The organism is Pleomorphochaeta naphthae, assembly GCF_055396005.1.
Genome location: NZ_AP042457.1, coordinates 2,886,659 through 2,910,299, shown reverse-complemented (window position 1 = coordinate 2,910,299; position 23,641 = coordinate 2,886,659). Strand labels below are relative to the sequence as shown.

Sequence of the window (23,641 nt, the reverse complement as noted above, 5' to 3'; positions counted from 1 at the left end):
TTATCCCCTGCTTAAAATAAAGAAACTTGCCTTTATTTTTAAAAACTCTTAGTAAAAAATAAACACATATTAATAATATATTCAAGTTAACAAATTTCTTTTTAACGTTTTCTTGCATTCATTATAAATAGATTTTTCAAATCTTCTTCATTTTTGGCAGCTAACCACATATCTGGAAAGTTTTCTTCACTAGCAATTTCTGCTATAGATGATAAAATTTTCAAATGGAAAGTTCGCATCTTATATGGACCTCCAAATAAGAAGGCTGCTTTAACACTATCTTCATCATCGCTAAATTTAATACCATCTTTACAACGAACTAAGGTTAAAAACATTTTAGAATCATCATCTGTTATTATATGTGGAACAGCTATAAAAGGAGTCAATGCAGTACTTAATTCATTTTGACGTTCATTGAACCTTCTATATATTTCCGCTTCATCTAAATTTACCTGTCTAGCTATATCTTCAACAGTAATTGAAAGAAGTGAATCAAAATTAATACTATGATCTATATCAAAAACTTTTGCACTTTTGACTAGTTCATCAAAATCATCTTGCTCAATGTTATCTCTATTTATAACAATTTCTCTAAGTTCTTCTTCTAAAAATTCATTAGTTATTCTTTGATCCATCATTCTTTTTATGACATGAAGAATAGCGAAATCACCTGAAAAATGATTTCTTCCATAAAACAAATATACTAACAAACAAGCAAAAAGGAACAAGAGAGAAAGGCCTGTAGAACTTGATCCTAAGTCAATTATGAAGTAAGAAAAAACTATAATAGATATTAATTGAACTACAGGATAAAAAGGACTTTTATAACTGGGTTTATAATTTGCTAAGTGACTTTCACGAAGTACTATTACCGAAAGATTTGTTAATACATAACTTGTTAAAATAACTGTAGAAGCTGCTTTAACCAAACTATCTAAACTAATAAGTAATGAGAAAAAGATTATTCCACCTGTAACTACTATAGAAACAACTGGAACATCACCTTTCTTAGTAGTTTTTGAAAATATTTTGGGCATTAAACCATCTCTTGAGAGAGAGAGGGGATAACGACTTGCAGCAAGTAAACCTGCATTAGCAGTTGTAATAAAAGCAAGAGAAGCTGCTATCGTTATTACAATAAATCCTGGATAACCTAATATCTTTCTTGCAGCATCAGCTATTGGTGTTAATGATGATGAAAACTCATCTCCAGATAAAATACCTGTTGTAATTGTTACAGTTAATGTGTAAAGAATAGTTACAACTATAACTGAAGCTATCATACCTAATGGAATATTTTTCTTTGGATCTTTAACTTCTTCAGCTATATTGGCAACTTTTAGTAATCCTCCAAATGATACAAATACAAAACCAGCTGTATATAGTATCTTATTATATCCTTTTGGAGCAAAGGGGGTGAAATGAGTTATATCAATTTTTGGAAAACCAACTATTACAAAAAATATCATCAATAGTAATAAGAAAAAAACTAAAACAACTTGAAGCCGAGTTGCTTCTTTAACTCCAATTATATTTAGAACAACAAAGAAAATAGTAATCAACGCACCAGTTATTAAAACTGGAAAGCCAGTAAACATATAAACAACTTCAGAAATACCAAATACTGCAAAAGCACTTTTTAGAGAAATTGCTACCCAACCTAATAGACCAGATATAGTACCAATCATTGGACCTAAGGATCTATTTATAAAATAATAATCACCTCCGGCCTTTGGCATTGCTGTAGATAACTCAATAATTGACTGCACACCAATTAAAGCTAAAATACCAGCTAAAAGATATGAGAGCGAAGCAGCTGGACCGCTATTTAAAAAAGCTAATGAAGGTAATATGAAAATACCTGAGCTAATCATAGAACCTGTTGCTAAGGAAAATACTCCTAAAAAACTTACTTCTTGCTTTAACGCCATAATTCCACCTTTTTTTTTATTATATCACATTGTAATTATTTACAAATAATTTTATTTTATAAAAATTATTTTTCTTTAGCCTGTAAGTAATTACAAAAATAGTAAAATGTAATTTTAGCAATTATTATCTCAGTTTTTTAGATTTTGCAAGTTAATTTTTCATTATTTTTTTGTTTTTTTATCAATATATAAATATTTTCTATCGAATATTTTTATCTTAGAACTAGAGACTATCGCTGAAATCTCTAAATAAAAAAAAATTCAGAGTTTAAATGTTCATCTAAATATTTTACAAATTATAATTAAAAAAGTAGTTAACAAAATCCCTCCACATAAATTTTACCAATGCTGTTCAAACAACAATAGGAACAACAAGTTTTTGTTGTTCCTATGTACTCAATTAAAATTTCACTAAAAAGGTTTAGCGTCAACCCACCTCAATATAATTTAAGGTCTTTCTAGATCAACATCTTTTGAGTAATCGATATTTTTATAGCCAAAGCCATGAAGATGAGAATAATCTTGTTTAAAAGATTCTAAATCTCCTATACTCAATTTTTCACCTTCAATAAGAGTCTTCCAAAGCTTTTCAATTTCTTCTTGAATATCTTCTCTCATTTCGAAGTCATCAAGCCTTATTCTACCTTGTTCATCAACTTCCGTTGAGGGTAGCTTACTACTGAAAAGTCTATAAATTTGTTCAATGCAATTTTCATGAACATTTTTTTCTTTCATTACTTGGTATACTAATGCGATATATAAAGGGACAATTGGTATTACAGCACTAGCTCTAGTTACTAAAGCTTTATTGACTGAAACAAAAGCTTTACCATTTACTTTTGCTAATTTCTTATTTAAATCAATAACCCCATTTTCTAAATCTTCTTTTGCTTTACCAATAGTCCCATATCTGTAAATTGGGTATGTAATTGAGGGACCTATGTAAGAATATGCTATTGTTTTACAATTCTCGTTTAAACAATCGTTTTCTAATAAAGTTGCAATCCACAACTTCCAATCTTCACTTCCCATTACTTTGATAGTATCTTGAACTTGCTTTTCGGTTGCAGCTTCAAGTTTTACTTTATTAATAATGCCTGTTTTTAAATCTACATTAAAATTAGAATAGTCTTTCTCAATGGTTTTCAAAACTGATTTATATGTTTCTTTTGTAACAGGATCAATTCTCATAGGAGAAGCAACACTATATATAACAAGATCTATTTTACCTAAATCTTTTTTAATCAGGTTTACTACTTCTTCTTTCATTTCATTTGAAAAAGCATCACCATTTAAAGTTTTTGAATATAAATTTTCTTTAGCCGCTAACTCATCAAAAACTTTATTATTATACCATCCTGGAGATGCTGTTTTCTTATTACTTGGAGCTCTCTCAAACGATACACCAATTGTATTATCAAAAGAACCAAATGCTGAAACTATTCTTGAAGAAAGTCCATATCCAGTTGAGCAACCTAATACTAAAACATTTTTCTTTTCTGCTTTTAAGGGTTTATATAACTCTCCCATCTCTCCATTTATAGCTCTTTTTACAAAATTAACTTCATTTTCTACATATTCTCTACAGCCCAATGGATGAGCTGTTAGACAAACATTTCTAATTATCTTTTCTTCAACTACCATGATTTATTCCTTAACTAAAATACAAAGCCAGGTCGCTTGTGAAACAACTTCACCATTGACTTTAACACAACCCTTCTGCTTAATGCCAATTTTAGATACTCTTAGATTTTCAACCTCAACAATACATTTATCATTTGGTTTTACTTCTTTTCTGAATTTAGCTTTTTCAACAGAACCTAGAACAAACAATTGACCAGGTTCTAATATTTTAGCGTAGGCTAAACCTGCTCCACCAACTTGAGCCATTAACTCAATTTGTAAGACACCTGGAACTACAGGATGATTTGGGAAATGGCCTTTAAAAAAAAATTCATCTTCCTTATATGTATATGATCCAATAATTTTCTTTTCATTTGCTTCTATTATTTCATCAACAAACAAAAAAGGCTTTCGATGTAAAAGTACGTCAGTTAATTCCATTTTTATTACCCCTTATATTTACCAAAAATTAATACACCATTGTGACCACCAAACCCTAAAGATTCACTTAAAGCATAATCCATATTGTTTTCGAAACCTTCATTTGGTATATAGTCCAAATCACATTCATCATCTCTAGTTTGATAATTAATTGTAGCTGGGTAAAATCCTTCTTCAATTGATTTAACACAAACAATTGCTTCAATAGCCCCAGCTGCACCAATTAAATGACTAGTCATAGATTTTGTTGATGATATCTTAATCTTTTTAGCATAATCTTTAAAGACAAGTTTTATAGCATTTGTTTCCATAACATCATTTGCTAAAGTGCTTGTACCATGAGCATTAATATAGTCAATGTCTTCACAATTTAAGCCACTCATAGAAATAGCACGTTCCATAGCTTTTGCTGCCCCTATTCCTTCTGGATTTGGAGCGGTTATATGGAAAGCATCACAAGAAGATCCATAGCCTAAGATTTCTCCTAAAATTTTTGCTCCACGTTTTTTAGCACTTTCTTCACTTTCCAAAATTAACATTCCAGCACCTTCTCCCATTGTAAAACCATCTCGATTTTTATCAAAAGGACAACTAGCTTTTTTGGGGTCATCATTATGAGATGCACTAAGGGCATGAAGTCTAGAAAAGCCAGCAAGAGAAAGCTTAGTTATAGCAGCTTCACAACCCCCTGCCACTGCAATATCAATTAAACCACTTCTAATTGCTAAAAAAGCTGTACCAATTGCATCAGTTCCTGAAGCACAAGCTGTTTGAATAGTTATAGCAGGGCCATGTAAATTATGTAATAAAGCGATATTTCCTGCAGCTTCATTTCCAATTAATAAGGGAATTGTTAAAGGGGATATAGAGCGAGGACCTCTGTTGAATAATTTTTCTAAATTTTGCTCAGCTATTTCAAAACCACCGATACCATTACCTACATATACACCAATATTATTGCTTTCTTCTACTTTAAGATTAGCCATTTCAAAAGCTTCTGCAGCAGCATAAGTAGCAAATTGAGTAAAACGAGCCATAGATCTAGCTCTCTTTTTATTTACTCTTTTTGTAACATCAAAATTTTTAACTTCCCCAGCTATTTTTACAGGATAATCGCTTACATCAAAAAGGGTAATTTTATCTATACCACATTTACCTGCTTTAATAGCATTATAAAAATCACTAACATTATCCGCCAAAGGGGAAATACATCCCATACCTGTTATTACTACTTTATTCATTTTTTTTCCTTAAATTACCATTCCACCATCGACGCAAATAACTTGCCCAGTAATATAACTCGCCTTTTCAGACGCTAAAAATGAAACTAAATTAGCTACATCTTTAGCACTTCCCATTCTATTTAGGGGAATAGCAGATATTATATTTTCTTTTTGTTCTTCAGTTAATTTCTCACTCATACTAGTTTCAATGAAACCTGGAGCTATACAATTTACTCTAATATTTCTTGAAGCAAATTCTTTTGCAAGAGTTTTTGTTAGACCGATAAGACCTGCTTTAGATGCACTATAATTTGCTTGACCTGCATTTCCAACTATGCCAACTACTGAAGAGATATTAATTATTGAACCACTTTTTTGTTTTAAAAATGTCCTTGATAATACTTTAGATGTTATAAAAGCAGAAGTTAAATTAACATTTAGGACATCATCCCAAGCTTCCGTTTTCATTCTCATAATTAAATTATCTTTTGTAATACCTGCATTATTGACTAATAAATCAATTCTAGTTGCTTCTTTAACTATATCTTTAAGAGAAGATTCAAGTTTTTCTCTATCTAAAATATCACAACAAACATGATGAAGATTAGGAGATAAATCATCTTTAATTTTACTTCTGCTTAAATACCAAATTTCATAATTTTCATTTAGTAAATTTTTGATAATGGCTAAACCAATACCTCTTGAACCACCTGTTATAATTGCTTTTTTTAATTCCATATTATAATCCTCTTATTTGATCTATAGTACCACAAGAAGTACAAATCATATTTTCTGATTTAAATAAATTTGAAAGCACAGTAGATACTCCAACTTCTAAAATCTTATAATCTTTAAATCTTTTATTTATATCCTTCATAATTGGAACCCATTGAACTCGATTAGTAATTTGTTTTGAAAGATAAGGTTTAATGTCGAATTCAATTTTACCTGTAACATTACTATATAATGCACAAGTTGGATTTTCAAATTTTATGCTACTAAGATATTTATCAAACTCTATCTCAGCTTCTTTTAATAGTGGAGTATGAAAAGGTCCTGAAACTTGAAGCAGAATAATTCTTCTAGCACCTTTTTCTTTCAATAAAGGAGAAAGTCTTTCAATTTGAGTTTTAATTCCTGAAACAACAACCTGAGACCTACTGTTATTATTAGCAACATAAACATTTTCTAATTGAGATGTATGTATTACATCTTCAACAATATCAACATCTAGTCCAACAACAGCTGCCATTGCAACATCTCCATATTTTCTTATAGAGTCTTCACTATAACGGGCCATTAAAGAACTTCTTTTACGAATTAATTTGAATAAAGTTTCATCATCTATAGAATTGCAAGCTCTTAAGGCCATAAGCTCTCCAAGAGAAAAACCAGCTACTGCAATTGGATGGATACCTCTTTGTTTTAATAAAACAAAAGAACTTAAACTTGCTAAAACAATTGCATTTTGAGCTATTTCTGTTTGCTTTAAAAGTTTTGGATCGCCTTTTTCTAATATCTGATGTAAATTTAACTTAGAAATATCACTCGCTATTTCAAATAAAGTTCTAACCTCTTTACTATAATCATATAAGTCTAAGGCCATCTTTGGCTTTTGTGAACCTTGTCCTGGAAAACACATTACTACTTTGTCCATTTTAAAAATGTCCCTCCGTATGTTAATCCTGCCCCAAATCCTACTAAAATAATATTTGCACCTTCTTTAATTTTGCCTGATTTATTTAGCTCATCTAAGGCGATTGGAATTGACGCCGCACTTGTATTTGCTACTCTATCTACATTTGAATAAAATTTGTTTATATCTATTTTCAATCTCTTAGCAGCAGCTTGGAGTATTCTAATATTAGCTTGATGAGACACAATATAATCGATATCATCAATCGATATACAATTTTGTTTAGCAAGTGCTCTTATAGTATCAACTATACTCCTAACTGCAAAATTGTAAACAGCTCTACCATCCATATTTATATGAAAATTCTTATCAATAAATAATTTGTCAGATCCAGTTTTTTCAACTCCTAAAATTGAATTAAAAGAATTATAACCTTCTTCTACTAAGGCACAACCAGCACCATCAGCAAATAAAACACAAGTATTTCTATCAGAGAAATCAACAATTCTAGATAAAACTTCACAAGCAACTACTAAAACTTTTTTAGCACTTTTTGCTACAATTAAAGCTCTAGCATTTTCAAGTGCATAGATAAAACCAGTACAACCTGCTGTAAGATCAAAAGCTATATTTACTTTTTTTAATTTCAATTTTTCACTAATAATACAAGCAGTTGAAGGGAAACCATTAAAATCAGGAGTTGCTGTTGCAACTATAACTGCATCAACATCTGATATATCTACTCCCATATTATTTATCGCATTTATGGCCAAGTCACTAGCATGTTGGTTGTTAGCTGCATACCTTCTTTCTTTTATTCCAGTATGAGACACAATCCATTCATCACTTGTATCTACAATTTTAGAAAGATTATCATTTGTTACAATTTTTTCTGGCAAATAAGATCCTAAAGCACTTATCCTTATGCTTTTTTTTTCTTCCATAAAGCCTCCAAACACTTTAATATCTATTATTACATTATTTTAAAAAATGTCAATATTGACACTATAAAAATAAAATGTAAATATAAAGAGAAACATAAATTTGTTTAAATGAGGTATAAAATGGAAAACATAGACATTAATAAGATAATGGATCGTTTTGAAAATAGTAGTATTAGTGAACTTGAAATTACTTATAAAGATTTTCAAATTAAATGCAAAAAAAATATAAGTAGTAATAATTCTCAAACAAATTTTAATAAGATAGAACCTAATGAGAAAAATGAAAAAAGTAAAAGTGAAGAGAAACAAGTAGAAAATAACATAAAAATCATAAAATCACCTATCGTTGGAACTTTCTATAGAGCTCCCTCTCCTGATTCACATGTTTATGTAGAAATAGATCAAATAGTTGAGAAAGGACAGCCTCTATGTATTATTGAAGCTATGAAAATGATGAATGAATTAGAGAGTGAATTTAAATGCAAAATTAAAGAAATTTTAGTAAATAGTGGTCAACTTGTAGAATTTGATCAACCTCTTTTTAAGGTAGAAGTCCTATGATAAAAAAAGTACTAATTGCTAATAGAGGTGAAATTGCAGTTAGAATAATCAGAGCTCTTAAAGCAATGGAAATCAAAAGCGTTGCTATTTATTCTACTGTCGATAAAGATGGATTGTGGGTAAAACTTGCAGATGAAAGTATTTGTATTGGACCGTCAAATGTAATGGAGAGTTATTTAAACATAAATAACATAATAAGTGCAGCTTTATACACTCACTGTGATGCTATTCATCCTGGTGTTGGTTTCCTAAGTGAAAGCACAACTTTTGTTAGTGCGATTGAAAATAGTGGATTAATTTTTATTGGGCCAAATAAAGATACTATTAATCTGTTAGGTAACAAGGTTGAAGCTAGAATTTTAGCAAAAAAAGCTGGACTTGATGTTACTCCAGGAAGCTTTAAAGAAGTAGAAAGTATATCTGAACTTAAAGAAATAGCTAACAAATTAGGGTATCCTATCATTTTAAAGGCATCATTAGGTGGAGGGGGCAAGGGAATGCGAGTCATAAATAATGATGATGAACTCGCTTCAAACTTTACAATTGCAAAAGAAGAAGCTAATAAATTCTTTGCAAATCCTGCTATTCTCGTAGAAAAATATCTAACACATCCTCGCCATATCGAAATACAATTACTCTCTAATGGAGATGATGTAATTTTCTTAGGAGAAAGGGATTGTTCTGTTCAAAAAAATCACCAAAAATTAATTGAGGAAAGTCCATCTAATGTTGTAAATGACAAACTTAGAAATAAATTAAAAAAAGCGTCCATTAAACTTTTTCAACTTATAAATTATCAAGGAGCTGGGACAATAGAATTCCTACTTGAAGATGATAAGTGTTACTTTATGGAAGTTAATGCTAGAGTTCAAGTTGAACATCCTGTAAGTGAATTTGTTTCATCTATTGATATCATTAAGGAGATGATTTTAATAAGTGATAATAGTCCATCTAAAAGTATGAAAGAACAACCAATTCTAAGAAACCATTCAATGGAAGTTAGAATTAATGCTCTCTCTTGTGGTTTAATTACTAAATTTAATCCACCACTAGGTCCTAGTGTAAGAGTTGATACACATATTTATTCAGGATATAAAGTATCCCCTTTTTATGACTCCCTATTAGCTAAAATCATCGTATATACAAAAAACAGACAAGAAAGCATTAAAACAATGATTAACTGTTTAAATGAATTAGAAATTGAAGGAATAAAGACAAATAAAGATGTGATAATAAAAATATTAAAAAACAAAGATTTTATAAGTGGAAAATTTGATACATCTTTATATAAAAAAATTGAAAAGGAATTATAATGGAAAAATTTATACAATGTCCAAATTGCCATCAAGAAATAGATAAAGAAACTCTATCTAAAAATTTAGAGGTTTGTCCAAATTGTAATCATCATTTTAATTTCAAAGTAAAAGACAGAATTAAATTAATTTGCGATAAAGATTCCTTTGTAGAAATTGATGGTGATTTGTTTTCTTTAAACCCTCTACAAATTGAGGGTTATGAAGAAAAACTTAAGAAACACAAAAATAAATCAAACCTGAATGATGCAGTAGTTGGCGGAAAAGCTAAACTTAATGGAGAAGATATATATATCTGTATTATGTCTTTTGATTTTATGGGTGGTTCAATGGGAGCCATTGTTGGAGAAAAAATTACTAAAATAATGATAGAAGGGGCATTAAATAATCATCCTGTCATTATTTTCTGTGCAAGTGGTGGGGCTAGAATGCAAGAAGGTATTTTTTCCTTGATGCAAATGGCTAAAACAAGTTCCGCTGTAGCTCTTATGAATAAATGTAAAGTACCTCTTTTTATTGTATTAACACACCCTACCACAGGAGGTGTTACAGCCTCTTTTGCTATGCTAGGTGATGTAATTTTAAGCGAACCTGGGGCCTTAATAGGATTTGCCGGACCTAGAGTCATTCAAGGAACTATTGGAGAAAAACTTCCAGAGGGTTTCCAAAGAGCTGAATTTCAAAAGGAACATGGATTTGTCGATGCGATTGTTGATAGAAAAGACTTAAAAAAGACTCTCTCTTTTCTAATTAAAACACATAAGGTAAATAAAAATGAGTAAAATTGAATTAAAAGAAATGACAGAAAGACTCTCTAGAGTTGAATCTTATGCTAAAAAAAGAACAGCCTGGGAATGTGTTCAACTCTCTAGGAATATCAATAGACCTGGTGTCGAAGACTATATTAAACTTATTTGTGATGATTTTATGCCTCTTTGTGGAGATAGATTATATAAAGATGATAAGGCTATGCTTGGAGGTATTGGTATAATAGATGGGAGGCCAGTCACCATTATAGGGAATAGAAAAGGCTCAAACTTAAAAGAAAATATTGATGTAAATTATGGAATGAGCCACCCAGAAGGATATAGAAAAGCTCTAAGGCTTGCCAAACAAGCAGAAAGATTTAACAGACCTATAATAAGTTTTATCGATACCCCCGGAGCTTATCCTGGTCTAGGCTCGGAAAAAAGAGGAATAGGTGAAGCTATAGCAACTAACTTAAAAGAATTTGCAACTTTAAGTGTCCCAATAATTAGCTTTATAATTGGTGAAGGAGGCAGTGGTGGTGCCTTAGGTATCGGAGTTGGTGATAAATTATATCTATTGGAAAATGCAGTATATTCTGTTATCACCCCAGAAGGTTTTGCATCTATATTAATGCATGATTCTTCTAAAGCAGAAGAAGCTGCAAACATTATGAAAATGACGGCCCAAGATTTATTAGAAATGGAAATTATTCATGGAATTATAAAAGAAGATAAAGATGGTGCCCATGTTAATCCAGAATTTACTGCAAAAGAGATAAAAAAAACAATAAATAGAGATCTAAATTCTCTAGTCAAAAAAAATCCAGATAGTCTTGTTAGATATAGGTTGAAAAAAATTAGAAGCATAGGAGCTAGCAAAGAACAGCAATCTTGGTCAAAACCTTTATTGAAAGTTCTTCAAAAAATATATTAACTCTTAATTTTGGTTTGCTTTATATTTAGGCAAACCTTTTTTATAAAAATCTTAAATAGCATTATTTTGATTTATAGGTTATTATTATTATAAATAATAAAATAAAAGGAAAAAAAATGGATAATGAAAAACGTTTTGCCGTTCTAATTGATTCTGAAAACATTAGTTCAAATTATATAAACATTATTTTCGATGAAATTTCAAAAGAAGGAACTGCTACATATAAGAGAATATATGGTGATTGGACAAAGGGCGATACAAAATGGAAAAGAGTATTACTTGAATACTCTATCATTCCAATACAACAATATAGTTACACTAAAGGGAAAAATGCTACAGATAGTGCTATGATTATTGATGCTATGGATATTCTCTACACTTCTCATGTAGATGGTTTTTGTTTGATATCTTCAGATAGTGATTTCACTAGATTAGCTTCAAGATTAAGAGAATCTGGAAAAATTGTTATAGGGATGGGAGAAAGTAAAACACCAAAACCTTTTATTGCAGCTTGTGATAAATTTAAATTCTTAGATAAATTACTATGTGCTGCTGAAAATGAAGAAAATTGTCCAGAAAACCCTGAATCAAAACCAAATCCTCCTTTAAAACAAATTCCTGAATTACAACCTATTATCAAAGCAATTAAAACTATTGTTAATGAAGCAAGTGATGAAAGTGGTTGGTTAAATGCCGGAACCTTAGGTTCTATTCTTGTTAAAAGGTTTCCAGAATTTGATGTAAGAAACTTTGGTTTCTCAAAAATGACACCTTTCTTAGAATCGATTGATACAGTTGAAACAAGACGAGAAGACTTAGGTAAAAATGGTGTTCAAATAGTCTATGTAAAAAATAAAAGAAGGAAAAGATATAATAAAAATTCTTAAAATATACATAGTGGTACTCAACTTTATTAAGTTAAGTACCACATTTTTTTAAAGATTATTTAATAATAATTTTGCTCTAAAGTGAGAATTATCTAACTCTAATACTTTATCTAAGTATTTCTTATATTTAATATTATTTAGTCCTAAATAACCTAAAGCTAATAAAAAGTTACAATGTATTTTATTCTTTAGATCTAAATCATCTTCAAACAATTGTAAATCTGGTAATGATACTGCGAAATAATCTAAATCAATATGATCAAAATAATGAATTTCTCCATAATCGATTAATTTATTAAAACATTTTCTCGCTTCTAGTTGGTTGTTCAATTGTAAATAAGCAAGACCTTTAAAATAAATCATATCAGGACTTTGATCATAATAATACAACATACTAGAAGGTTCATTTGTTCCTAAAGTAGCTGCTTCAAAAGCATCCTTAGCTAAATCTGAATTTTTTAAAGCTAAATGGCATAATCCAATATAATAATAAATATCATTTGACTTATCACCTTCTAATTTACCCTCACCTAAATTATGTGGAAATGATAAAGCTTTAGTTAAAAGTTTTAAAGCATCATTATATTCTTTGTTTTCCATTTTCTTGATTGCTAGTTCTCTTAAAGCTAATACGTATTGAGCAGAAACACGACCTTCACCACCTTCCCAGGGATTGAATTTATTATTCAATAAGAAGTCATAAGCTTTTTCATGGTTCCTAACTAAATTTAACAAAGTAACATATTCACACTTTAAGTCGTCTCTTTTAACTATCAAATCAATATTACTTTCAAAGTCTTTTAATCTAAGTTCTACATCTTTATTAATTTTTTTATAAATTTGATCTAGTTCGAAAAAAGTTCTCTCATCACTTTTATCTAAATAAAATGCTTGTTCGATTTCTTCAACTGCTTCTTCAACCAAATTTTTCTTATTGTAAAGAAGAATTGATAAATTTCTGTGAACAGAAGCAAAAGTATTATTTATTTTTTTACTCTTTTCCCAACAATCATACGCTTCATCATATCTAGAATTTGCATAATATATATTCCCAAGTAAATATAATGCTTTAAAATCATGTTCATTTTTTTCTATAACAAAATTTAATACAATCTGATCTTCTAATGTTGAAGGAAAAAATGAATTTATACTTGTCTTCATTGCTAATTTTAATTGATTTTGATACTCTTTATTAGACCTAAATAAATAATAAGCCTTATAATATTTAAGCATTATATTTTCACTTTTATATTTATTTAATATCTCTAAAGCCCATTCATGCTCACCTATAAAATCAAAATAGTAAGAAACACTTAAAAGCGTATTTACTCTATTTGATTCAAAATTATTTTCGCTATTTAATTTATCACTTAAAAATAGAGAAATATAATCATATGGATTGTCAACTAAGTTTTCATCAACAAGTTTTTTTGCAACTTCGTTTTTCCCAACTTTCATTAAGATATAAGCTTTTAAAGCTCTAGCTAAATAATTCTTAGAATTATATTGTATAGCTTTGTCTACTAAAGCCAAAGAGCTTTCATAATTTTCTAAAGAAGAATCAATAATTGCTAATTGATAAAATCCAATTGCTGCCTCATTTTGAACCCAAGTCGCTTTATAAAAGGCTTCATAAGCTTCTTCTATTTTTCCTTGATAGATTAAAGAAAATCCTAAATTAATATACGCCTCACTATCATAAGGATTTGGATGTAATTTAGTCAATCTATTTATTGCAGTATTAAAATGTTTTTCAGCTTCGCTAAAAAGTCCTCTTCTCAAGAGTAAAAGGCCGTATGCATTATTACATCTTACATCATTAGGATCTCTTTTTAGTCCTTCTAAATAATAATCATCTGCAATAAATGTAGCATGTCTATATTGTTCTATATGTTGACCTGTTAAATATAATTCTTCAACAGTTTGTATTATTTCTGGCTTTTCCGCAGGTTTTTGAGGGCTTGGCAATTCTTTTATCTCATCCCTTTCTTTTTTATAGGAAAGTAGAGTTTTACCATTTTTAGAATATATGGAAAGAGTTAAATCTTCATCATCTATTTTATTTAAACTCTTTTCAAAAACTGCACTTGGAATGAAAGAAATCTCTTCTTCAAAATAAACTTTCTTTCCTTCTAGTTTTACAATAACATCAGCTTTTCCTGTAGAATATATTTTAAAATTCACATTTTTATCAGAATTTTCTAAATTAATAATAAAATCTTTATTAGCATTTTTAACAGCACCAACAAGTTTATAAGGCATAAAATATTGATTAAATTCTTTTTCTTCGTAAGGCCTTAACCAAGAAAAATCTGGTTGGTTATCAGTATATACACCGGTCATTAATTCAATATAAGGCCCATTGTTATCTGTTAAATTTCGATCCCAAGCTTGACCAAAATCCCCATTACCCCAAGTCCATTGTTTTTTCCCTGGAGATATATGATGATCTGCAACGTGTAGTAAACCTGCATTTTTTCCATAATCATAATTTCCAACAAAATCGTATTTACTCTTATAAGCCATATAACTAGTTGGAACAGGGATATTTTTATATCTAGAAATATCTACCCCCATTCCGTAATCATGTTTATAGTATTCTCCTGTTGCGATAGGAAATTTGGATACGGCTCTTTTACCATGATCATAAACAGCATTTACATCTGGTGGAAAAATAGATTGCGTATTATCATTAACAGCAACAGCAGGGTTTGCCCACCAAAGAAAAGTTTGATTTTCACAAGTTGGATTGAAGAGTCTAGCATTTATTTCAATGTAGCTTTTGTCCTTATATAATGTAAAAGTAGTTACAACACTAGTACCATTCATTCGATCATAATCATAAACTTTAGCACTAACACTTCCATCTGCTCTTTCAAATGTTTTACATTCACATTTCATAAACGTTGTTGGTCTATGGTGTTGTGGCCAGTTAAATTCAATACCCCCAGAAACCCAAGGCCCTAAAAGACCTACTAAAGCAGGTTTTATAACTTCATTATAATACACAAAATCATATCCATTTGTTTTATCAATGGCTCTATGAATTTTTCCACCAATTTCAGGTAATAGTAAAACTTTAATATAGTCATTTTCTAAATAAACACCCTGGTATTCTTTATCCTCTTTTTTATCAACTAAAGTATCAATAATTGCATAAGGATATACTTTACCACTTGAAGCTTGATAAACTCTTTTTTCAAAAAACATTGGATTTTTATTAGGTTCCCCAATTCCATAAGTTGGTATAGTTATAGTTTCTTTATATACTTTTGCATTATTCATAAGTTATCTCCTATCGTTAATAACGATAGCATCTAATTTTTGAGTTATAAATATCGTATATTGCTAATTTATTGTAAAAAATTGCTAAATCAAATAATCTATCTTTTTTTACTATAGAATATTATTTTTTAAAAATTATACCTTTAAATTAAGATGTATAAATTATATATCAATCTTATTTTGTATGGTATTATAAAACTATATTTTCAATATTATGAGGTATTTTTATTATGAAAATTAATGAAAAAGGGGTTCTAAAGGAATCTGAGATTTTTTTTCACAATGCCACGAATTTATCAAAAAAAATATTTTTTAATATAACATGCTGTGGTAATTACGCTTGTGACTTACATTATAAAGTTCAAAGAAACACCTATCACAGTTATTTATTACTCTATGTGATTAAAGGATATGGATATTTAAATCAAGATAATAAAATTACTACATTAAAAGAAAACTCTATTTCTTTAATAAATTGCAACATTCCTCATGAATATGGCACGCACAGTGGATGGAAAATATATTGGGCACACTTTAATGGTGAGCTAGCTCATCAATGGTATAATTTAATTATAAAAAAGAATAAGGGTTATAAAGAATTAGATAATTCAATCAATTGCTACAAATTCATGAAAGAATTAATTGATAATCATAAATATAATAATGGCGCAAATGAAGCACTTACTAATAAATTGCTAGTAAACATTCTAAGTGAGTTACTGATAGAAGAAAATATAAATCAAACACAAGCTCCATTTGAAACTATTGTTGGATATATAAATAACAATTTAAATAAAAAAATTAGTATCGATGAACTAGCAAACAGAGCATGTATGTCTAAATTTCACTTTATAAGAACTTTTAAAAAAGAATTTGGCTACTCTCCTCATGAATTTATTATTAATTCTCGAATCAATGCAGCAAAGTTTTATCTTTTATCCTCAGACAAATCTCTCAAAGAAATAGTCTATCTATGTGGATTTAATACTGAAAGTGCTTTTTCAAATTCATTTAAAAAAGAAGTCCATCTTTCCCCTGCAAAATATAGACAAAAAAATAAAAATAAAGGATTGCTTAATTCTAAGCAATCCTAAATAAATAATTTTTAAATATTATTAATTAGCATATTTGCCCATAACCTGTTGATAATTTTCAGGAGTTACAACAACAGCATCAACCGCAGTTGCTAATGGAACATCTTTTCCGTCTATTAAATCTAAAAGAACTTTAACTGAACCTGCACCAACACTTTCTGATGAGAAATAAGCTGAAGCTTTCATTGCAGAGCCACCTTCATTCTTAAATTCATCTTTAGCCATATAAGCACCTAATCCAACAACACAAGCATCTTTATCTAAACCTGCACTTTCTAGAGCACGTACTGCACCAATACACCCTTCTTCATTAGCACCTGTCACTAACCAAGTTTTAATTTCAGGATGAGCTGTTATAACAGCAGAAGCAGCTTGGTTACCTTTATCTGTTGTTCCATCATAGTCAGCTCTATAAATTTTTGATTTGTCAAAATCTGGAACCAGTTCAGTAAATTTATCATACTCACCTTCTGCTCTAGGAACACATGAAGATACAGTATCCATAGTCATTAATAATAATGCAACGTCATCTTTTCCTACAAGATTATTTTCTTTTGCATAATTGGCAATCCATTCACCATTAGCTTCTCCAATAACATATGCATTAATACCTACCCAAGGAGCTAATTTAGTACCATCTTCTTCTAAAGCATCATCTGCTGCAACAATAGGAATTCCTGCATCAGCCATTTTATCAACAACTGCAGAACTCATTGTTTGATCTGGAATACAAGTAACAACACCAGCTGCATTATTAGCAATAGCATTATCTAAAGCTTTTAAATACTCTTCTGGATTCATTTTTGCATCAACATAAATAAATTCATATCCAGCTTCTTCTGCTGCAGCTTGAGCAGCTGCACCTTCATCAATAAACCATGTTTGATCCCCTGCTTTATAAATTCCATAAATAGTATTTTTAGAACTAGCTTTTTCTTGAGATCCATTTGCAAAAGCAAAACTTAAACCAAAAATAAGTACGAATAAAATTACAATACTCTTTTTCATATCTTTTCTCCTTTTTTTATTCTTCAATAGCAGCTTTTTTACTTGCAGCTAATAAAGCTTTTTCTCTATTTGTTTTTCTTATATAATCGCTTGTTAGAGCTATTAACAATAAGGCACCTCTTGCGACATATTGCCAAAATGAAGGAACATTAACCATTGTTAATCCAGTATTAAAAGCTTGAATTAAAATGATACCTAAAAATACTCCTCCCATATTTCCAACTCCACCAGCGAAAGAAACACCACCTAAAACAGCACCAGTAATAGCATCAAACTCTAAGTTAATATTTGCAGCAGGTTGACCAGAATGCATTCTTGCTGAGAATACAATTCCTCCAACTGCACTTAAAACACCCATTATGATAAACATTAAAACAATAGTTCTTTTTGGGTTTATTCCAGCTAATCTTGCAGCTTGTTTATTACCACCAATGGCATAGATACTTCTTCCAAATCGCGTTCTAGCTAAAATAAAGCCAAAAACAATCATCAAAATAAGCATAATCCAGACTGAAATAGGTAGTCCTAAAAATCTTGCTCTTCCTAATGCAATATATGTTTGATTTTTTATTGCAACAGGTTTGCCTCCACAAATAATATATGCAAAACCTCTTACAATTGACTGAGATACTAACGTTGCAATGAAAGGTTGTAATTTAATTTGGTTAACCATCCAAGAGTTAAACAATCCTATTATAGCGCCAAAAACTAATGTAATTAGAACAGCAATTAAAAAGGGAACTCCTGTTGCAACTAAAGTTGCAGCTAAAACACCAGAAAAAGCAACTAATGAACCAGGTGACAAATCAACTTGAGCTGCAATAATTAAATAGGTCTCACCAATTGCTATCAAACCAGCGAGTGAAGCAGCAACTAAGATATTTACAAAATTAGTTGATGAAAGATAATTAGGATTTAAAAATGTAAATAAAGCAGTAATAGCTATAATTGCCAATATTAAAATTAATTTACCACCATCTAATGCACCATTATTTATTTTCTTTAATTTCATTAATAATTCTCTCCCTTATTTCTCTGACATTGCATATGATAAGATTAGGTCTTCAGTAGCATCTTTAGCGTCCACAATACCACTTACTTTTTGGCCTCTCATAACGATTATCCTATCTGATAATCCAATAATTTCGGGCAATTCACTCGAAATCAAAATAACCCCTAAACCTTGTTTAGAAAAATTACTAATCATATTATAAAATTCACTCTTTGCTCCAACGTCTATTCCTTTTGTTGGTTCATCTAAGATTAAAACTTTAGGATTAGTAGCCATCCACCTTGCAACAATACATTTTTGTTGATTTCCTCCAGATAATTCTTTTATTAATTTTTTGGAATTTGGAGTCTTAATTGAAAAATCCTTAATTGATTTTGTTACTAATTGTTCTTCTTTTGCTCTATTTAATACACCTAATTTGTTAGAATTTGCATCCATAGACCCAATTGAAATATTATCGCCAACATCTAAAAATTCTAAAATACCTTGAGTTTTTCTATCTTCTGGAACTAAAACAATTCCATTAGAAATAGCTTGGTGGGGATCAGCATTCCTTATTTTCTTTCCTTCAAGATATATAGAACCAGTTTGCATTTTATCAGCACCAATAATGGCTCTCATCAATTCAGTACGTCCTGATCCAACTAGACCAGAAAAACCTAAAACCTCACCTCTATGTAATTCAAAAGAAACAGGCTGAACATAAGCACTAGATACATTTTCTACCTTAAAGTAAGCTTCTCCTATTTTTTTATTCTTATCTAAGGAAGCAAAAATATCACCTAAATCCCTACCTACCATCATATTAATCATTTTCGTTTCAGTTGTAGTTTTAGCATCAACAATATCTATAAATTTACCATCTTTAAATATGGCAACCTTATTAGCAATTCTTTTAATTTCACTCATTCTATGTGAAACATAAATAATTATCTTCCCTTCATTTTTTAGTTTTTGTATTATCTGGAAAAGAATTTCAATTTCAGAATCACTTAATGAAGCTGTAGGTTCATCAAAACATATACACTTTAAATTTTCCCTACTGTAAGCTTTCATAATCTCAACCATTTGTTGATAAGCAATACTTAAATCTTTTACTTTATCAGTAGCTTTAATATTTTTTAAATTAAAGTCTTTGATTATCTTTTCAGCTTCTAAATTAGCTTTCTTAACATCAATGATTCCAAATTTATTAACAGGCATTCTTCCCAAAAAAATATTCTCTGCGACAGATAATTCCATCAAGATCTGTCGCTCTTGGTATATAACACTGACTCCAGCCTCGATTGCCTGATGCGGCGTGTTAAAATGAACATTTTCATTGTTTAATAAATAGTTTCCACTTGTAGGCTGATAATCACCATTTAAAGTTTTTAACAGAGTTGATTTACCAGCGCCATTCTCTCCAAGAAAAGCTAGAACTTCTCCTCCAAATGCTTTAAAACTAACATCATCAAGCGCCCTTACTCCAGGAAAATACTTTGTAATATGCTGAAATTCAACTGAATACTGCATAAATAACTCCTCTTTATTAGCGTAATTTTAATTTACCATGCATATTTACTCTTGCAATTATTACAAATTGCTATTTTATTGTAAAAAATTGCTATTCTATTTGACTTCTAATTTTCTATAAATTAAACTCTTATTGGAGTTTTTCATGAATAAAAATATAGAAATCAAAAATAATTATTTGTCTTTTCAGATAAATCCTCGTGGTTGTTCACTTGAAAAAATAACAGTACAAAATAGATTTTCACCTTTAATGCAACTTAACTCAAGCAAACGCTATGGCTTAGATCCATCTTTATCTGGCTCTATAGTTGGTCCTTATTGTGGGAGAATTAAAAATGGAAAACTTCTTATAAATAATTCAAATTACAAGTTGGTTCAAAATGAAGGGACAACACATATCCACGGAGGATTAATCAATTTATCTAATAAAACTTGGGATATAATATCTCAATCAAAAAATAGTATTTGTTTACAGACCTTTCTAAGGGATAACGAACAAGGCTATCCAGGCAACAGATGGATAAAAACAAGATATAGCTTAGAAAATAAGTCTATTTTAATTGAAATTGAAGCTAAAAGTGATAAAGATACTATCTTTAACATTACAAACCATGCATATTGGAATCTCTCATGTGATTTTACTAAAAAGATTTTTAATCACAAATTCCAAATTCCTTCCTCTTCTTTTTACTTAAATGATCCATTTCACATTCCAAGATCTTCCCTAGATGTTAATAATACCTCCTTTAATTTTATTACTTCTAAAAAGTTAAAAGACAATCTTTCTATATTAAAACCTAAAAATCAAATTATTATGGAGCGTGGATATAACCACGCTTTTCATTGCTCAAGTTGTAATGTCGAGTTTAATCATATTAGCTTAAATGTTTCATCTTCCTTTCCGGATATCCATTTATATACTGGTGGATTTTTAGATGAAAATACAAAATTAATAAATAATGTAAACGCAACATCTAATTGTGCTTTTGCAATAGAACCTCAAGAAATTAATCGAAGGAAAATAACAAAACCTAATGAAAAATATAAGCAATTTATCACTTATACAATTCTCACATAATGTGCCATTTATTCCAGGAATCAATACAAGATACACCTTTTTTTATTTCCTCAGATACAAGTTGTTCTCCTGTTGCCTTTTCATAGGCTTTTTGGATAACTTCTTTTTCTATATCTCTTGGAATTACTAGAACTCCATCTAAATCCCCAAAAATTAAATCTCTAGGATTAATTCTCACTCCTTCTATTTCAATTGGAACTCTCCAATCAATAACTTTTCCCCTGGGGCCTTGATCTTGTGCATACCTTCCATAGGAAAAACAAGGTAGATCTAATTTTAAAATACCCTTCGTATCACGGTGAAATCCATTTACTATAGCTCCAGCACCTTTTAATATTTTTATTCTAGTGCACATCAACTCACCAACAAGGGCATAATTAAGTGAAGAACCTGTGCAAATATAAACTTCGTCTTCTTTAATATCATCTAAGGCGTTTAGCATTAATCCAAAATTTTGAGACATAATTGAATTATTTCCATCTGAAATAATTTCAAAAGCATCAGCTTCTAAAACTGGCATTGCTCTTCCAGCAATTACCATATCTAAATCTAAAGGAGTTAGTTTTTGTGGTAAAAACTGATGTAAGTAACCCATGGAGTCTAAAATATCTCCAATAACTGACGAATATAAATGATTTTTCATAATTGAAAACAATTCTTTGTCATTTTTCCATTTAATCATAAATTCTCCTAATCAACTATTGCACCTTTCGCTGCTGATTTTCCTATTTTTTTATATGTATTTAGATATCCGTTTGGAATATCTTTTTCTACTCGAACCCAATGTTTTCTTCTTTCTTCAATTTTGTTTTGATTAACTAACAAAGTAATCTTTTTATCAAAAATATCTATTAAAATTTCATCACCATCTTTAATTAAGCCAAGCAATCCCCCTTCATAAGCTTCTGGTGAAATATGTCCAACAAAAAGGCCTCTATTTGAACCTGAAAATCTACCATCTGTAATTAGCGCACAACTATCGCTTAAACCCATACCTTCTAAGTTTTTCATAGGTCTATACATTTCAGGCATACCAGGACCACCTTTAGGCCCTTCATAAGCTATTACAACAACAGTATTTGAAGCAATCAATCCATCTAAAATTGCGTCACAAGCATCATCTTCACAAGTAAATACTTTAGCTTTACCTTTAAATTTTTTTAAATCATTTGGGATAGCTGCGGGTTTAACAACACAACCTAAAGGAGAAATATTTCCTCTTAATATTGCAATTCCACCATTTTCATTGAACGGATTATTCATTGTTTTTATTATTTCATTTTCTTTGAAATCATACTTAGCTAAATTTTCTTTAACACTTTTCATAGTAACAGTTAGAGCACTGCCTTTTAATAAAGGCTCTAAAGACTTCATTACAGCTTGAGCTCCACCTTTTTCATGAAATGAAACAAGAGTATATTTACTTGCAGGATAGATTGACGCGACTTGGGGAGTTGAATAACTAATTTTGTCGAAATAAGAAAGATCTAATTCTCCTAAACCACTTTCATAATATATAGCTTGAAGATGCATAATTGCATTTGTACTACCACCTATACCCATTAATGTTGTGATTGCATTATGGAAGGCCTCTTTTGTTAATATTTTACGACTTGTTATATTGTTTCTAACTAAATTGACAATTGTTCTTCCACTTTCGAAACCAACTTTTAATCTATCAGCACTAATTGCAGGAATAGTTGCCGAACCTGGTAAACTCATACCAAGAGCCTCACTAACAATCGCCATAGTATTTGCAGTTCCTAACATTGCACAGCTACCACAAGAAGGTTCTGCTAAGTTTTCTATTTTAACAAATTCCTCTTCATCTATTATGCCTCGTTTTTTCCAACCAATAGCTTCTGTTATAATATTTCCATCCCAATCTTTATCATTGTACTTAGCGGGATACATAGGTCCACCATTGCAAAGAATACAAGGAATATTTAATCTTCCTGCTACCATTAATAAACCTGGTACAATTTTATCACAAGAGCCTAATAAAACCAGTCCATCAAATTTATGAGCACGTGTCATACACTCAACACTTGAGGCTATAAGATCTCTAGATGGAAGAATATACCTCATTCCAGCATGACCTTCTGCTATACCATCACATGGAGCAATGGTTCCAAAAGTCATAGCTGTTGCTCCAGCATCATGTATACCCTTAATTACATAATCACATACATTATTTAAATTAAAATGACCTGAAGTAGCATTTGTATAAGTATTTACTACACCAATAATTGGTTTTGAAAGAGCTGAATCATCAAACCCCATAGATTTATATAAGGCTCTTTTCAATGCTCCTTTATCTCCTTTTAAAATGGGATTAAAATTATTTCTTTCTTCCATTTGAATAACCTCTTATATTTAAGAAATGAACACATAAATATATTTAATT

At 29.9% G+C, this 23,641-nt stretch carries 20 protein-coding genes; 7 read left to right on the top strand and 13 right to left on the bottom strand.

Translation table 11 applies throughout. The features are described from left to right. Positions 1 to 101: 101 nt before the first annotated feature. The 7 genes from ACZ5SO_RS13270 to ACZ5SO_RS13240 form a co-directional block, all read right to left on the bottom strand. Positions 102 to 1,931, bottom strand: coding sequence for an amino acid permease (locus ACZ5SO_RS13270; protein ID WP_464625239.1), 1,830 nt, complete (start codon positions 1,929 to 1,931; stop codon positions 102 to 104). Between the two features lie 447 nt (positions 1,932 to 2,378). Next, positions 2,379 to 3,575, bottom strand: coding sequence for an enoyl-ACP reductase FabV (gene fabV / locus ACZ5SO_RS13265; RefSeq protein WP_464625237.1), 1,197 nt, complete (start codon positions 3,573 to 3,575; stop codon positions 2,379 to 2,381). Between the two features lie 3 nt (positions 3,576 to 3,578). Next, positions 3,579 to 3,995 (bottom strand): 3-hydroxyacyl-ACP dehydratase FabZ family protein, encoded by a 417-nt coding sequence (locus tag ACZ5SO_RS13260; RefSeq protein ID WP_464625236.1) that lies wholly within the window; start codon positions 3,993 to 3,995, stop codon positions 3,579 to 3,581. A 5-nt stretch (positions 3,996 to 4,000) separates the two neighbouring features. Then, positions 4,001 to 5,236, bottom strand: a complete 1,236-nt coding sequence (gene fabF / locus ACZ5SO_RS13255; protein WP_464625235.1) for a beta-ketoacyl-ACP synthase II — start codon at positions 5,234 to 5,236, stop codon at positions 4,001 to 4,003. A 9-nt stretch (positions 5,237 to 5,245) separates the two neighbouring features. Beyond that, positions 5,246 to 5,956 (bottom strand): 3-oxoacyl-[acyl-carrier-protein] reductase, encoded by a 711-nt coding sequence (gene fabG / locus ACZ5SO_RS13250; protein ID WP_464625234.1) that lies wholly within the window; start codon positions 5,954 to 5,956, stop codon positions 5,246 to 5,248. A gap of 1 nt (position 5,957) precedes the next feature. Beyond that, entirely contained in the window at positions 5,958 to 6,875 is a 918-nt protein-coding gene (locus tag ACZ5SO_RS13245; RefSeq protein WP_464625232.1) for an ACP S-malonyltransferase, read from the bottom strand. Next, complete coding sequence (locus ACZ5SO_RS13240; RefSeq protein WP_464625230.1) at positions 6,863 to 7,798, bottom strand: beta-ketoacyl-ACP synthase III; 936 nt, start codon at positions 7,796 to 7,798, stop codon at positions 6,863 to 6,865. Before ACZ5SO_RS13240 ends, ACZ5SO_RS13245 begins: the two co-directional genes overlap by 13 nt. Positions 7,799 to 7,918: 120 nt before the next feature. Here ACZ5SO_RS13240 and accB point away from each other — a divergent pair, with 120 nt between their 5' ends. The 5 genes from accB (at position 7,919) to ACZ5SO_RS13215 (ending at position 12,242) form a co-directional block, all read left to right on the top strand. Beyond that, positions 7,919 to 8,359 carry an acetyl-CoA carboxylase biotin carboxyl carrier protein gene (gene accB / locus ACZ5SO_RS13235; RefSeq protein ID WP_464625228.1) on the top strand — a complete coding sequence of 147 codons (441 nt, stop codon included), beginning with the start codon at positions 7,919 to 7,921 and terminating at the stop codon, positions 8,357 to 8,359. Next, on the top strand, positions 8,356 to 9,672 hold the full coding sequence (locus tag ACZ5SO_RS13230; protein WP_464625227.1) for an acetyl-CoA carboxylase biotin carboxylase subunit: 1,317 nt from the start codon (positions 8,356 to 8,358) through the stop codon (positions 9,670 to 9,672). The genes accB and ACZ5SO_RS13230 overlap by 4 nt, the downstream gene beginning before the upstream one ends. 11 nt (positions 9,673 to 9,683) lie before the next feature. Further along, positions 9,684 to 10,454, top strand: a complete 771-nt coding sequence (gene accD / locus ACZ5SO_RS13225) for an acetyl-CoA carboxylase, carboxyltransferase subunit beta (protein WP_464627851.1) — start codon at positions 9,684 to 9,686, stop codon at positions 10,452 to 10,454. Then, entirely contained in the window at positions 10,447 to 11,355 is a 909-nt protein-coding gene (locus ACZ5SO_RS13220) for an acetyl-CoA carboxylase carboxyltransferase subunit alpha (protein WP_464625226.1), read from the top strand. Before accD ends, ACZ5SO_RS13220 begins: the two co-directional genes overlap by 8 nt. Positions 11,356 to 11,471: 116 nt before the next feature. Beyond that, positions 11,472 to 12,242, top strand: a complete 771-nt coding sequence (locus ACZ5SO_RS13215; RefSeq protein WP_464625225.1) for an NYN domain-containing protein — start codon at positions 11,472 to 11,474, stop codon at positions 12,240 to 12,242. 48 nt (positions 12,243 to 12,290) lie between these two features. On the opposite strand, the gene ACZ5SO_RS13210 is transcribed toward ACZ5SO_RS13215, so the two are convergent. Further along, the gene (locus ACZ5SO_RS13210) at positions 12,291 to 15,527 is read right to left on the bottom strand and encodes a tetratricopeptide repeat protein (protein ID WP_464625223.1); all 3,237 of its coding nucleotides are present in this window, start codon (positions 15,525 to 15,527) and stop codon (positions 12,291 to 12,293) included. Between the two features lie 230 nt (positions 15,528 to 15,757). Between ACZ5SO_RS13210 and ACZ5SO_RS13205 the strand changes: the two genes are divergently transcribed. Beyond that, positions 15,758 to 16,621 carry an AraC family transcriptional regulator gene (locus tag ACZ5SO_RS13205; RefSeq protein WP_464625222.1) on the top strand — a complete coding sequence of 288 codons (864 nt, stop codon included), beginning with the start codon at positions 15,758 to 15,760 and terminating at the stop codon, positions 16,619 to 16,621. A 21-nt stretch (positions 16,622 to 16,642) separates the two neighbouring features. Here ACZ5SO_RS13205 and ACZ5SO_RS13200 read toward each other — a convergent pair whose 3' ends face one another. Genes ACZ5SO_RS13200 through ACZ5SO_RS13190 form a run of 3 tightly spaced genes read right to left on the bottom strand, consistent with a single transcriptional unit; the run spans position 16,643 to position 20,156 of the window. After that, complete coding sequence (locus ACZ5SO_RS13200) at positions 16,643 to 17,629, bottom strand: substrate-binding domain-containing protein (RefSeq protein WP_464625221.1); 987 nt, start codon at positions 17,627 to 17,629, stop codon at positions 16,643 to 16,645. Positions 17,630 to 17,645: 16 nt separating this feature from the next. After that, complete coding sequence (locus ACZ5SO_RS13195; RefSeq protein ID WP_464625220.1) at positions 17,646 to 18,641, bottom strand: ABC transporter permease; 996 nt, start codon at positions 18,639 to 18,641, stop codon at positions 17,646 to 17,648. Positions 18,642 to 18,656: 15 nt separating this feature from the next. Next, on the bottom strand, positions 18,657 to 20,156 hold the full coding sequence (locus ACZ5SO_RS13190; protein WP_464625219.1) for a sugar ABC transporter ATP-binding protein: 1,500 nt from the start codon (positions 20,154 to 20,156) through the stop codon (positions 18,657 to 18,659). 145 nt (positions 20,157 to 20,301) lie between these two features. Here ACZ5SO_RS13190 and ACZ5SO_RS13185 point away from each other — a divergent pair, with 145 nt between their 5' ends. Continuing rightward, entirely contained in the window at positions 20,302 to 21,234 is a 933-nt protein-coding gene (locus tag ACZ5SO_RS13185; RefSeq protein ID WP_464625217.1) for an aldose epimerase family protein, read from the top strand. On the opposite strand, the gene ACZ5SO_RS13180 is transcribed toward ACZ5SO_RS13185, so the two are convergent. Together ACZ5SO_RS13180 and ilvD are read right to left on the bottom strand one after the other, a co-directional pair. Continuing rightward, on the bottom strand, positions 21,227 to 21,916 hold the full coding sequence (locus ACZ5SO_RS13180) for an RraA family protein (RefSeq protein WP_464625216.1): 690 nt from the start codon (positions 21,914 to 21,916) through the stop codon (positions 21,227 to 21,229). The genes ACZ5SO_RS13185 and ACZ5SO_RS13180 overlap by 8 nt on opposite strands. 8 nt (positions 21,917 to 21,924) lie before the next feature. Next, positions 21,925 to 23,592, bottom strand: coding sequence for a dihydroxy-acid dehydratase (gene ilvD, locus ACZ5SO_RS13175; RefSeq protein ID WP_464625214.1), 1,668 nt, complete (start codon positions 23,590 to 23,592; stop codon positions 21,925 to 21,927). Between the last annotated feature and the right edge of the window lie 49 nt (positions 23,593 to 23,641).